This is a genomic window from Streptomyces sp. Y20 (assembly GCF_043195475.1).
GTDB lineage: Bacteria > Actinomycetota > Actinomycetes > Streptomycetales > Streptomycetaceae > Streptomyces.
This window is the reverse complement of record NZ_JBIDDP010000017.1, coordinates 40,686-53,569: the sequence shown is the minus strand read 5'-3', so window position 1 is coordinate 53,569 and position 12,884 is coordinate 40,686. Positions and strand designations below refer to the sequence as shown.

11 protein-coding genes are annotated in these 12,884 nt (G+C 72.8%); 3 read left to right on the top strand and 8 right to left on the bottom strand.

The features are described from left to right. Positions 1 to 68: 68 nt before the first annotated feature. Complete coding sequence (gene lnt / locus ACGFT1_RS31740) at positions 69 to 1,643, top strand: apolipoprotein N-acyltransferase (protein WP_373912423.1); 1,575 nt, start codon at positions 69 to 71, stop codon at positions 1,641 to 1,643. Here the strand turns inward: lnt and ACGFT1_RS31735 are convergent. Further along, positions 1,561 to 2,472, bottom strand: a complete 912-nt coding sequence (locus ACGFT1_RS31735; protein ID WP_373912532.1) for a Gfo/Idh/MocA family protein — start codon at positions 2,470 to 2,472, stop codon at positions 1,561 to 1,563. The genes lnt and ACGFT1_RS31735 overlap by 83 nt on opposite strands. A gap of 668 nt (positions 2,473 to 3,140) precedes the next feature. On the opposite strand from ACGFT1_RS31735, the gene ACGFT1_RS31730 reads away from it, so the two are divergent. Beyond that, a complete protein-coding gene (locus ACGFT1_RS31730) occupies positions 3,141 to 3,587 on the top strand; it encodes a hypothetical protein (RefSeq protein WP_373912422.1) in 447 nt (148 codons plus the stop codon). A gap of 54 nt (positions 3,588 to 3,641) precedes the next feature. Here the strand turns inward: ACGFT1_RS31730 and ACGFT1_RS31725 are convergent, their stop codons facing one another. The 7 genes from ACGFT1_RS31725 to ACGFT1_RS31695 all read right to left on the bottom strand — a co-directional run bounded on the left by ACGFT1_RS31725 (position 3,642) and on the right by ACGFT1_RS31695 (position 9,760). Then, positions 3,642 to 4,160: a hypothetical protein gene (locus ACGFT1_RS31725; protein ID WP_373912421.1), complete on the bottom strand. Its 519-nt coding sequence runs from the start codon at positions 4,158 to 4,160 to the stop codon at positions 3,642 to 3,644. A 157-nt stretch (positions 4,161 to 4,317) separates the two neighbouring features. After that, positions 4,318 to 5,001, bottom strand: a complete 684-nt coding sequence (gene ung / locus ACGFT1_RS31720) for a uracil-DNA glycosylase (RefSeq protein WP_362226974.1) — start codon at positions 4,999 to 5,001, stop codon at positions 4,318 to 4,320. Between the two features lie 82 nt (positions 5,002 to 5,083). After that, positions 5,084 to 6,661 (bottom strand): ABC transporter substrate-binding protein, encoded by a 1,578-nt coding sequence (locus tag ACGFT1_RS31715; protein WP_373912420.1) that lies wholly within the window; start codon positions 6,659 to 6,661, stop codon positions 5,084 to 5,086. Positions 6,662 to 6,849: 188 nt separating this feature from the next. Then, positions 6,850 to 7,611, bottom strand: a complete 762-nt coding sequence (locus tag ACGFT1_RS31710; RefSeq protein WP_373912419.1) for an SDR family oxidoreductase — start codon at positions 7,609 to 7,611, stop codon at positions 6,850 to 6,852. Between the two features lie 21 nt (positions 7,612 to 7,632). Then, positions 7,633 to 8,394, bottom strand: coding sequence for a 3-oxoacyl-ACP reductase FabG (gene fabG / locus ACGFT1_RS31705; protein ID WP_373912418.1), 762 nt, complete (start codon positions 8,392 to 8,394; stop codon positions 7,633 to 7,635). A 149-nt stretch (positions 8,395 to 8,543) separates the two neighbouring features. Next, positions 8,544 to 8,993: a DUF3037 domain-containing protein gene (locus tag ACGFT1_RS31700; protein ID WP_373912417.1), complete on the bottom strand. Its 450-nt coding sequence runs from the start codon at positions 8,991 to 8,993 to the stop codon at positions 8,544 to 8,546. Further along, complete coding sequence (locus ACGFT1_RS31695) at positions 8,990 to 9,760, bottom strand: HipA family kinase (RefSeq protein WP_373912416.1); 771 nt, start codon at positions 9,758 to 9,760, stop codon at positions 8,990 to 8,992. The genes ACGFT1_RS31700 and ACGFT1_RS31695 overlap by 4 nt, the downstream gene beginning before the upstream one ends. A gap of 417 nt (positions 9,761 to 10,177) precedes the next feature. Between ACGFT1_RS31695 and lanL the strand changes: the two genes are divergently transcribed. After that, positions 10,178 to 12,841: a class IV lanthionine synthetase LanL gene (gene lanL / locus ACGFT1_RS31690; protein WP_373912415.1), complete on the top strand. Its 2,664-nt coding sequence runs from the start codon at positions 10,178 to 10,180 to the stop codon at positions 12,839 to 12,841. The last annotated feature ends 43 nt before the right edge of the window (positions 12,842 to 12,884 follow it).

Below are 12,884 nucleotides of genomic sequence, written 5' to 3'. Positions count from 1 at the left end.
GACCCGCGCCGTCACAGATCGGGCGCCGCCACGCACACTGAAGCGTTCACTGGGTAGGGAGGGTCCCTATGAGGATGATCGACCGCTGCCTGACCTCCCCGTGGCCGCGCTCCGGCGCCGCGGCCCTGGCGGGCGCCCTGCCCGTACTCGCCTTCCCGGCGCCGTCGTTGTGGTGGTTCGCGTACGTCGCCCTGGTGCCGTGGCTGCTCCTGGCCCGCTCGGCGCCGACCGGGCGGCGGGCGGCGTACGACGGCTGGTGCGGCGGCTTCGGCTTCCTGGTGGCCGTGCACCACTGGCTGCTGCCGAGCCTGCACGTGTTCATCTTCCTGATAGCCATCCTGCTCGGCGCGCTCTGGGCGCCCTGGGGCTGGCTGGTGCGCCGGTTGCTCGGCGGGGTGCCGTCGCCGGGCCGGGGCGCCGCCGCGCTGCTGGTGCTGCCGTCCGCCTGGCTGGCGGTGGAACTGGTCCGTTCCTGGCAGGGCCTCGGCGGGCCGTGGGGCATGCTGGGCGCCAGTCAGTGGCAGGTCGGTCCGGCGCTGCGGCTGGCGTCGGTCGGCGGGGTGTGGCTGCTCAGCTTCCTGGTCGTGGCCGTCAACGTGGCGGCGGCCGTGCTGGTCCGCGTTCGTGCCGCACGCGTGCCGGCCGTGGCCTCGCTGGTCGCGACGGCCGCCGCGGCCTCGGCCGTCTGGGCGTGGGCGCCGCGCCCGGAGGTCGACGGACGGGTGCGGGTCGCCGTCGTCCAGCCGGGCGTCGTGGCCGGGCAGGACAGTGGCGAGAAGCGGTTCGACCGGGAGGAGCGGCTGACCCGCCGGCTCGCCGGGCAGGACGTCGACCTGGTCGTGTGGGGCGAGTCCAGCGTCGGTTTCGACCTGGACGACCGGCCGGACCTGGCCCGGCGGCTCACGGCCCTCGCCCGGCGGACCGGCGCCGACGTGCTGGTGAACGTGGACGCTCGCCGCTCCGACCGGCCCGGTATCTACAAGAGTTCGGTCCTGGTCGGCCCGGACGGCCTGACCGGCGACCGGTACGACAAGATGCGGCTGGTCCCGTTCGGCGAGTACATACCGGCCCGTTCCCTGCTCGGCTGGGTCACCTCGGTGGGCCGGGCGGCCGGCGAGGACCGGCGGCGCGGCAGCGCACAGACGGTGATGAACGTGGGGCACGGGCTGCGGATCGGCCCGCTGGTGTGCTTCGAGACGGCGTTCCCCGACATGAGCCGGCATCTCGCCCAGGACGGCGCGGACCTGCTCCTCGGCCAGTCGTCGACCTCCTCCTTCCAGCACAGCTGGGCGCCGGAGCAGCACGCCTCGCTGGCCGCGCTGCGCGCCGCGGAGACCGGCCGCCCGATGGTGCACGCCACCCTCACCGGTGTGTCGGCGGTGTACGGCCCGGAGGGGCAGCGCCTCGGGCCGTGGCTCGGTACCGGCGCGGACACCGCCCGCGTGTACGACGTACCGCTCGCGCACGGTGTCACGCCGTACGCCCGTTACGGGGACTGGCCGGTGCCCGCCGCGCTGCTGGTTCTGGCCGTGCTGTGCGCGACCGAGTGGGCGCGGGCACTCAGGCTGCGCCGCAGCGGTCCTGCACCGCTCGTACGACCCGTTCGCACAGTTCGTGAGTCGCCAGCGCGTCCCGGGCGCTGAGGGTCTTCCCGGCCCGGACGGCGTCGAGAAAGGCGAGGACCGCCTGCTCGATGCCGCGCTGCCGGGCCACCGGCACCCAGTCGCCGCGCCGGCGCACGGTCGGCTGCCCCTTGTGGTCGATCACCTCGGCGAGGTTGAGCACCTGACGCTTGCTGTCCTGCCCGGACACCTCCAGGATCTCCTCGCTGGAGCCGCTGAGCCGGTTCATCACGCCGAGCGCGGTGAAGCCGTCGCCGCCGAGCTGGACGACCACGTGGTGGAGCAGCCCGCCCTCGGCGCGGGCCCGGACGGTCACGTCGTCGACCGGGCCGGGCGCCAGGAAGCGCAGGGTGTCCAGGACGTGGATGAAGTCGTCCAGGATCATCGAGCGCGCTTCCTCGGGCAGCCCGATCCGGTTCTTCTGCATGAGGATCAGCTCGCGCGGGTGGTCCAGGCACTGCGTGTACCCGGGGGCGTACCGGCGGTTGAAGCCGACGGCCAGCGGCACACCGCGCCGCTCGGCGAGGTCCACGAGTCGTTCGGAGTCTTCGAGGCGGTAGGCGAGCGGTTTGTCCACATAGGTCGGTACGCCCGCCTCGAGCAACCGCGTGACGATCTCGGGGTGGACGGCGGTGGGGGCGTGCACGAAGGCCGCGTCGAGTCCGGCGGCGAGCAGCGCGTCCAGGGTGGCGTGCCGCCGCTCCGCCGGCAGGTGCAGGGTGTCGGCGACCTGGTGGAGAGTGGCGGGCGTGCGGGTCTGCAGGTGCAGGTCGATCCCCGGCTGCGTGCCCAGCACCGGCAGGTACGCCTTCTGCGCGATGTCCCCGAGTCCGATGCAGCCGACCTTCACGTGCTCTCCCCTGCCGCTCGCCGATGTGCGCGTCCCCGGCAGCATACGGCCGCCGCCGGCCGGCGATGCCGTCGAAGCCGCGCGGGAGAGCGCGGGTCCGGCCTGCGGCAGGGCCGCGATCACGGCGCAGCGTACGGCGACGAGGACAGGGTGGCCGGCCGTGCCGATGCGAGCGGCCCTGACGGCCCGGCGGGCGATCGCGGTGGTACGCGGCAGCCGGGTGGCGGCGATCACGGCGGGGCGGGGTCGTGCCGGTGGCCTTGGCCGCGCGGCGGTCCGGCGCTCTCGCCGTCCGGTGCCCGCTCCCCCTCCGGGGACATGACCGCCGCGTAGGCGTGGGCGTGGCCGCCCTTGGCGGGAGGGCGACGTTCTCGTGCGCGGCCGGTTTTTTTCGGCCCGCGGGTGCCGGGCCCGGAGGAGATGCGGGCGCGACCCGCGGGAGTTGCCGGCGGGGATGCTCCGGCTCCACGGCTCTCCGGTCGCGCCCGGCGGCGTGGCGCGGCCCGCGGCCGTGGCGGGCGTTGGGCGGGGAGGGACGCAAGCCGCCACCTGAGCGTCATCTCCGGTACCCGGAGCGCCGCCGTACGGGGCAGGAAACCACCCGTGCGAGGGTACCGGCCCCGGTTTCCCGGTGCCGGGCCGGGCGCCGACCCAGCAGAGTGACCCGGGTGCATCGAACGACGACCATCGCAGCGCTTCTGGTCACCGTGGCCGTCCCGGCCCTCACCGGCTGTGTGACGGTGCGGCATCCGACGGCGCCCGGCCCGCCACCGGGCACCGTCTCCTCGCAGCCGGCGGCGCGCCGGCCGGCCGGCAGCGCGGTGCCCCGGGTGGTGCAGGCGCCGCCCCGGCAGGCCCGGGAGCCGGGCGGACCGTCCCGGCCCCCGGGAGGCTCCGGGAACCAGGCGCCGCTCCGGACGAGGAGCGCACCCCCGGCCGCGCACCGGCCGCCGCTTCCACCCGCTCCCCCGCACCCGGGCCGGCCCTGGCGCTTGCCCGCCGAGCTGCCGGGCCAGGCCCTGCCTTCCCGGCTCCCGACGGGCCGGGAGATGTGCGCCCTGGGCAAGGGCTACGGCGGCTGGCAGGAGGACAGCCCGCAGTCCCTGGTCTGTTGAGGGGCGTACGGGCACTGGGGCCCCGGTGTCCGAGCCGCTACCGGTCGGCGTGCGCTAGCTGGGGCGTTGCCTCGGGGGTGACCAGCCGTCGTCACCCGGGGTGCCGTCCTGGCCGAGCCGCAGTTCGAGCCGGCTGATCGCGGACCGCACGCCCGTGCCGTAGACGTCGTCCGTCAGGTGGCTCGCGGCGCGGCGGGCGCGGCGCAGGTGGCTGCGGGCCGCGTCGGTGCGGCCCAGCTTGACGTAGTCGGTGGCCAGGTTGAGGTGCAGGGAGGGCAGGAAGCCCCGGACGCCGTCCGGGCCGCCGGCCGCCCGGTCGCCCGACAGTTCCTCGGCCGCCGACAACGCGCGCAGGTCCCAGGCGAGTTCGTCCGCCGGGTCGTCCTGGGTGTCCGCCAGGTAGTGGGCCAGGGTGCAACGGTGCAGGGGGGCGCCGGCCTCGCCGATCTCCGCCCACAGGTCCAGGAAGCGGCTGCGGGCCTCCTCGCGGTCGCCGCCGTGGTGCAGCATCACGACCTGCCCGATCCGCGTCAGCACGGCATCGGGCGCCGCCTGTTCCCGTCGCTCCGCCACCGCGTCCTCCAGGCCGTCGTCGGCTGTTCGTCCGCTCAGCCGTCCGCCCCGACGCTAACCGGCGCCGCCGGCAATCCCCGGCAGGCCGCCCCGGACGGCCGGTAACGGGCCGCCCGCGGACGAGCGCGGCCCGGCCCGGGCGGCGCCGCGTGAGCCGTCAGCCGAGGTCCGGGATCCGCCAGTCGACCGGCTCGTGGCCCTGGCGGGCGATCGCCTCGTTGATCTGGGTGAACGGGCGGGAGCCGAAGAACTTCTTCGCGGACAGCGGCGAGGGGTGCGCGCCCTTGACCACGGCGTGCCGGGTCTCGTCGATCAGCGGGAGTTTCTTCTGGGCGTAGTTCCCCCACAGGACGAAGACCGCCGGGTCGGGGCGGGAGGCCACCGCGCGGATGACGGCGTCGGTGAATCTCTCCCAGCCCTTGCCCTTGTGCGAGTTGGCCTCGCCGGCCCGGACCGTGAGGACCGCGTTGAGCAGCAGCACGCCCTGCTCGGCCCACGGCATCAGATAGCCGTTGTCCGGGACCGGCAGACCCAGCTCGTCCCGCATCTCCTTGTAGATGTTCCGCAGGGACGGCGGGGTCCGCACGCCCGGGCGGACCGAGAAGCACAGGCCGTGGCCCTGACCCTCGCCGTGGTACGGGTCCTGGCCCAGGACGAGGACCTTGACCCGCTCGTACGGCGTCGCCTCCAGCGCGGCGAAGACCTCTTCGCGCGGCGGATACACCGGCCCCCTCGCCCGCTCCTCCTCGACGAACTCGGTCAGCTCCTTGAAGTAGGGCTGCTGCAGCTCGTCACCCAGAACCCCGCGCCAGGACTCGGGCAGCATGGCGGTGTCGGTCACGTCAACGTCCTCACGATGTGCGGTCACTTCCAGGCGTCCGAACCTACAGGCGACCACTGACAACCGGTGTCCCGAGGACGGTTCACCAGCTGGTCTTGCGGTGCAGCGTCCACATCATCATGATCGTCGACGGATCGAGGGCCTGCTCGCCGCCGGAGATGTCGTCACTGGCCGCCACGAACTGCCGGCCCTGCCACAGAGGCACCAGCCGGGCGTCATTCACCATGATCTGCTGCGCCCGCTCCACGTCCTTCACGGTCTGGGCGCGGTCGCTCTCCGCGCGCGCGTGGGGCAGCAGCCGCCCGGTGATCTCCTTGGCGGGGTAGGGCGTGCCGAGCGCGTTGTGCTCGCCGACGAAGGGGGCGATGAAGTTGTCCGCGTCCGGGAAGTCGGGGAACCAGCCGCGCCCGAACACCGGGTACTCGCCCTTCTGGTAGCCGACCACATAGCTCTTCCAGGGGCGGCTTCGCAGGGTGATGGTGAACAGGCCCGAGCCCTCCAGCTGCCGCTTCAGCTCCTGGAACATCCGGCCGGTCTCGGAGCCGTAGCGGTCGGTGGTGTACCAGAAGGTGAGGGGGACGCGCTGGGTGATGCCCGCGTCGGAGAGGATCTTGCGGGCCTTGGGGACGCTCGGGTCGCCGTAGTCGTCGAAGAAGCCGGTGGCGTGGCCGGTCAGGCCCTTGGGGACCATCGAGTACAGGGGGTCGACGGTGTCCTTGTAGACCTTGTGCGCGATCGCGCCCCGGTCCACGAGCTGGGCGATGGCCCGGCGCACGGCGGGCTGCTTGGCCCAGGGGTCCTTGGGGTTGAACACCAGGTAGCTGATGTCGGTGCCGGCGCCGTCGACCAGTTGCAGGTCCCCGGTGTCGTGCTGCTGGAGGGCGAGGATGTCGTCGGCGGCGAGACCGCGGTAGGTGACGTCGATCTGCTTGTTCCGCAGCGCCTTGACCATGGCGGCGGAGTCCTGGAAGTAGCGGATGGTCACCGCGTTGTTCTGCGGCTCGGCGAAGCCTTGGTAGTTGCCGTTGCGGACCAGGACGGCCTTGTCGTCCTCCGCGTACGACTCGAGCTTGTACGGACCCGAGCCGTGGACCGAGGTGTCCTTGCGCAGGGAGGTCGCCGGGTAGTCGTCGGGGTCGACGATCGACATGGCGGGGGTGGCCAGCACGAACGGGAAGGTCGCGTCGGACTTGTTCAGGTGGAAGACGATCTCGCGGTCGCCGGAGGTCTCGACGCGGTCCAGACTGCCGAGCAGCCCGGCCGGGCCACCGGAGGCGTTGATCGTGCGGATGCGGTCGATGGAGTGCCGCACGGCTTGGGCGGTCAGCGGGTCGCCGTCGGAGAACTTCATGCCGGCGCGCAGCTTGCAGCGGTAGACGCGGCTGGTGGAGTCGGTGAAGGCGCAGCTCTGGGCGGCGTCCGGCTGGGGGGTGGTGGCCCCGTTCGGGTAGGCGAGGAGCGTCTGGAAGATGTTCCGGTACAGCTCCCAGGAGCCGTCCCAGGCACCGGCCGGGTCCAGCGTACTGGGGGCGCTGGTCGTGCCCACGACGATCGGCCCCTGGCTGTCGGGGTCGCCGTCGGACAGCAGGCCGCAGCCGGCCACCAGGGATATGGACGCGATCGCCGCGACTCTTCGCAGGAATCGGTTCCGGTTGAACACGCGCACGCTCCTCGATCCGCCATACCAAGGGTCGGCAGACCATACCGCAGCGTCCGGCCCCCTGAACCTCCCCGGAAACAGGCCTTCTCGATCAACTGGGCGATGACGACGTTGTCAGTCCGCTGTGCGGATTCCCGACGGTGTCCCGGGCGCCGATCCGTCCGAAAATCGGCGCCCGGAAGGGATGCTCAGTGCACCCCGGCGTTGAGGAAGATGCCGCCGTCCACGACGAGCGTCTGACCGGTGATCCAGTCGGACTGCGCGGAGGTGAGGAACGCGGCGGCGCCGCCGATGTCGGAGGGCACACCGAGCCGGCCGAGCGGGTAGGGGGCCGCGGCCTCCTCCTCCCGGCCCTCGTACAGGGCCTGCGCGAACTTGGTCTTGACCACGCCGGGCGCGATCGCGTTGACCCGTACCCCGGGCGCGAACTCGTGCGCCAGCTGCTGGGTCAGGTTGATCATGGCGGCCTTGCTGATGCCGTAGGCGCCGATGAACGGCGAGGCGGACAGGCCGGCGATCGAGGCGATGTTGACGATCGCGCCGCCATTGTCCTTCTGCCAGGCGTGCCAGGTCTTCTGGGCGAAGCCCAGCGCGGAGACCACGTTGGTCTCGAAGACCTTGCGGGCGACCTCCAGGTCGAGGTCCGCGATGGGGCCGAAGACCGGGTTGGTGCCCGCGTTGTTGACCAGGAAGTCGACGCGGCCGAAGGCCTCCATCGTCCGCTGGACGGCCTCGCTCTGGTGGTCGAGGTCGTGGGCCTTGCCGGCGACACCGATGACCCGCTCGGCGCCGAGCGTGCCGACGGCCTCCTTCAGGGCGTCCTCGTTGCGGCCGGTGATGCACACGCGGTCACCGCGGGCGACCAGCGCCTCGGCGATGCCGTAGCCGATGCCGCGGCTCGCGCCCGTGACGAGGGCGACCCTGCCGGACAGCTCCGGGAGTTCAGTCATGTCCGTGCTACCTCTGAATCCCTAGTTGAGCGGTCCGCCGGCGACGTACAGCACCTGGCCGGAGACGAAGCCGGCCGCCTCACCGGTGAAGAAGGCGATGGCGTTGGCGATGTCCTCGGGCTCGCCGACGCGCTGCACCGGGATCTGGGTGGCGGCGGCCTTCTTGAAGTCCTCGAAGCCCATGCCGACCCGGTCGGCGGTGGCCTTGGTCATCTCGGTGGCGATGAAGCCGGGCGCGACGGCGTTGGCGGTGATGCCGAACTTGCCCAGCTCGATGGCGAGGGTCTTGGTGAAGCCCTGGAGGCCGGCCTTGGCGGCGGAGTAGTTGGCCTGGCCGCGGTTGCCGAGCGCCGAGGAGGAGGACAGGTTGACGATCCGGCCGAAGCCCGCGTCGACCATGTGCTTCTGGACGGCCTTCGTCATCAGGAAGGAGCCGCGCAGGTGGACGCTCAGGACGGTGTCCCAGTCGGAGACGCTCATCTTGAACAGCAGGTTGTCGCGGAGCACGCCCGCGTTGTTGACGAGGATCGTCGGGGCGCCCAGCTCCGCCACGATCCGGGCGACGGCCGCCTCGACCTGGGTCTCGTCGGAGACGTCCGCGCCGACCGCGACGGCCTTGCCGCCGGCCGCGGTGATCTTCTCGACGGTGTCCTTGCAGGCGGCCTCGTCGAGGTCGATCACGGCGACCGCGTGGCCCTCTGCGGCCAGTCGTACGGCGGTGGCGGCGCCGATGCCGCGCGCCGCGCCGGTGACTACCGCGACCCGCTGTTCAGTGGTGGACATTGCTGCTTCTCCTCGCCCTTGAGAGAACTGCCGGGACTCCCGGGGGGAGAGTCCCTCAAGCGGTGAGCGACCGCTTAGTACCTTCAGCACAGGTGACGCTAGAAGCCCTGGCACCCGGTGTCAACGGCACACCCGGCCGGTGTGATCCATTACCTCACCAGGAGCTCCAGCAACCGCTCCGTCTCAGCGGCCGGGTCGGCGGTCAGCCCGGTGTGCACGGGGCCGGGCTGGACGACCGTGGATCGGGGCGCGATCAGCCAGCGGAACCGGCGCCCGGCGTCGTCGCGGGCCGCCTGCCCGGCCTCCGCCCCGCCGGCGCACACCTTCTCCACGGCGCCGAGCGCGGCCCGGACCCCGGCGACGTCGGCCCGCGGGTCCAGCGCGAGCAGCCGCGCCTCGTCCAGGTGGGTCCGGGCGCCGACGTACTGCTGGGCGCGGCAGTAGACGACCACACCCGCGTTCACGCACTCTCCGCGCTCCACCCGGGGGACGACCCGCAGCAGCGCGTACTCGAACACGTCCCGGTCGCCGCCCTGGCCCGCGCGGGTGATGTGCCGCTCGGTGACATGGCCGGCCATGTGGATGTGGCGCTCGCTCACTTGCCCTCCTCGGTGCCGATGCCGGTGACGCGCCCGGCGATGACGGCCGCCCGCGCCAGCAGCGGCCGGATGTAGGCCCGGCGCAGGTCGTCCGGGGTGTCGAAGCCCGGCTCACCGGCGAGCCAGGCGTCCGGGATCTCGGCGGTGACCTCGGCGAGCAGGTCCTCGGTGACCCGGGGCGCCAGCTCGGCCGCGGCGGCGCTCACGTCCGGGGCGAACCGGGCGAGGGCGTGGTCGCCGGCGTCATAGGGGCGGGCCGCGGACGCCTCGGCGGAGGGCCAGTTGTGGTGCCAGATCATCGTGGCGCCGTGGTCGATGAGCCACAGCTCGCCCCGGTGCACGAGCAGGTTGGGGTTGCGCCAGGAGCGGTCGACGTTGTTGATCAGCGCGTCGAACCAGACGATCCGGCCGGCCTCCTCGGGGCTCACCGGGAAGGCGAGCGGGTCGTAGCCGAGGGCGCCGGAGAGGAAGTCCATGCCTAGGTTGGTACCGCCGCTGCTCCGCAGCAGGTCCTGCACCTGCTGGTCGGGTTCGCCGAGGCCGAGGACCGGATCCAGCCCGACGGTGACCAGGCGGGGCATCCGGAATCCGAGGCGCCGGGCGAGTTCACCGCACACCACCTCGGCGACCAGCGTCTTGCGGCCCTGTCCGGCGCCGGTGAACTTCATGACGTACGTCCCGAGGTCGTCGGCCTCGACGAGCCCCGGCAGTGAACCCCCCTCCCGCAGGGGGGTGATGTAGCGGGTCGCGGTGACCTCTTTCAGCATGTCCCCGGGCCATCCGTCTCTTCAGCCTTGCACTACAAGATCAACCTTCGGGCGGACTGCGGATGTCCGTGTCTGCCCCGGCAGTCCGTCAGTGGCCGTTCGCCCTCGCTTCCGGCCTCGGGCGCGAAGTGAGCATAGTAACCGAGGGTGATCACCCGCGAGGAACGCCCGAGCCGGGGCCCAGGAACACGACGGACTCCGCCGCCCCCTCCGCGAGTGGCCGCCGACCGCCGGGACGGCGACTGCCATCCGGCGCATACGCCCCCTCGCCCCTGCCTGCGCCGAGCGCGCTTCCCTGGTGGGAAGACACCACCACACGCTTACCGGATGGGATGAATCCGGTCTGGTGTGTGTTGGTGTGTCTATGCCATCGGGGCACGTCTCCACCAACGGTTCTCGCCGTTCGGAGGGACACCCATGACGAGCCACACCACCGAAGTCGACCTGCAATCCCTTCTCGACCGAGCGCTGCACGCCACGGCCACGGACACGCGCTGGACCGCCGACACGGACGGGATGTGGTGCCTCGTGACGCCCCGGTCCGGGACACGGCGCGAGCAGGGCTGGAAGCTGCATCTGTCGGCAACGGCCGCCTCCGCGCCGACGGTCCTCGCGAGAGCTCTGGACGTACTGCTTCCGGAGGAGTCGGCGTTCAAGTTCGCCCGGTCGCTCGACCAGGTCAGCGCGCTCAACTCCCGCGCGACCCCCCGGGGGAACTCGGGCAAGTTCATCACCGTCTACCCGCGCTCCGACGCCGACGCGGCCCGGCTCGCCAAGGAGTTGCACCGGGCCACAGCAGGGCTGGCCGGCCCCCGGATCCTGTCCGACCACCCCTACGCCGCACACAGCCTGGTGCACTACCGCTACGGCTCCTTCGTCGGCCGCCAGCGGCTGGCGGACAACGGCCTGCTGGTGTGGTTCATCGAGGATCCCGACGGCAACCCCGTGGAGGACAAGCGCACCGGCCAGTACTCTCCGCCCGACTGGGCGGTCTGCCCGTTCCCCGCCGCGGTGCCTGTCCCGCCGCGCCCGGCGGAGGCGGCGAGCGGCCCGGTGGTGCTCGGCGGCCGTTTCTCGGTACGGGAGGCGATCCGGCACACGAACAAGGGCGGCGTCTACCGGGGCACCGACGTCCGCACGGGCGCTCCCGTGGTGATCAAGGAGACCCGGCCGCACGTGGAAGCCGACGCGGCCGGCCGCGACGTCCGCGACTGGCTGCGCGCCGAGGCCCGGACGCTGGAGAAGCTCAAGGGCCTCGGGCTGGCTCCGGAGCCACTGGGCCTGTTCGAACACGGCGGGCACCTGTTCCTGGCCCAGGAGGAGGTGCCGGGGATGGCCCTGCGCACCTGGGTCGCCGAGCACTCCCGTGACTTCGGGGGCGAGCGTTACCGCGCCGACGCGCTGGCCCTGGTCGCACGCCTGGTGGACCTGGTCGCCGCGGCCCACGCCCACGGCTGCGTCCTGCGGGACTTCACACCCGGCAACGTCATGGTCCGCCCGGACGGCGAACTGCGCCTGATCGACCTGGAACTCGCGGTCCTGGAGGACGACGCCCCCCGGCCGACGCGTCTGGGAACCCCGGGGTTCAGCGCACCCGAACGCCTCACCGACGCACCCGTCTCCCCGACGGCGGACTACTACAGCCTGGGCGCCACCGCGTGCTTCGTCCTGGCCGGGAAGGTGCCGAACCTGCTGCCCGAGGAGCCCGCCGGCCGGCCCGCGGAACAGCGGCTCGCCGCATGGCTGGCGGCTGTCACCGGGCCGCTGCGCCTGCCGGACGGTCTGGCGGACATGCTCCTCGGCCTGATGAAGGACGATCCCGCCGAGCGCTGGAAGCCCGGCAGGGCCCGCGAGACTCTCCGGAAGGCGGTTCCGGCACGACCGGTGTGCGACACCGCCGCCGGCCCGGCACGGGACGGCGACCTCCAGGATCCGGTGGCCGGGCTCGTCGACCACCTCATCGACTCGATGACCCCGGCCGACGACCGGCGGCTGTGGCCCGTGTCCACCACGGCCGGGGAGAGTGACCCCTGCACCGTGCAGCAGGGCGCGGCCGGCGTCCTGGCGGTGCTCACGCGGTACTGGGAACTCACCGGCGACCCCCGCCTGCCGGAACTGATCTCCACCGCGGGCCACTGGATCGCGCGTCGCGCCGAGAGCGGCGCCACCCGCCCCGGCCTGCACTTCGGCGGTCGCGGAACCGCTTGGGCCTTGTACGACGCCGGACGCGCCGTCGATGACCGCGAACTCACCGAACAGGCCCTGGCCCTGGCCCTGGCACCGCAACAGTCCACGCCCAGCCACGACATCACCCACGGCGCCGCGGGCAGCGGACTCGCCGCCCTGCACCTGTACCATCGCACCGGCGACGCACGCTTCGCCGAACTGGCCGTCGCCGCCGCCGACCGGCTGGTCGCGGCCGCGGAGCGCAAGCAGTCCGGAGTCAGCTGGGCGATTCCCGCGGAAGCCATCTCCCAGGAAGCCGGCAAACGCTACCTGGGCTTCGCCCACGGAACGGCCGGCATCGGCTTCTTCCTCCTCGCCGCCGCGGCCGTCTCCGAACGCCGCGAGCACCTGGAACTGGCCGTGGAGGCCGGCGAGCACCTGGTGGCCAGCGCTGTACTCACCGGCCCGGCGGCCCACTGGCCCGCCCAGGCCGCGGACGTGCCCACGGCCCCCTACTGGTGCCACGGCGCCGCGGGCGTCGGCACCTTCCTCGTCCGGCTGTGGCAGGTCACCGGCGAGAAGACGTTCGGCGATCTCGCCCGCCGAGCCACGCACGCCGTCACCGAACGTGCCTCCTGCGCCGCGCTCACCCAGTGCCACGGACTGGCGGGCAACGGCGACTTCCTCCTCGACATGGCCGACGCCACCGGTGACCCCGCCTACCACGCCATGGCCGCGGAGCTGGCCCGCCTCATCGTCGCCGAACGGGCCCACCGCCACGGCCACGTGGTCTTCCCCAACGAGTACGGGGACGTCTCGACCAGTTGGAGCGACGGGAGCGCCGGAATCCTCGCCTTCCTCCTCCGGATCCGCCACGCCGACCCCCGGCACTGGATGGTCCAGCTGCCGGCCTGAGCGGCAGGGAGTCCTGCCGCCACCCCCACAGAAGAAGGAGAGA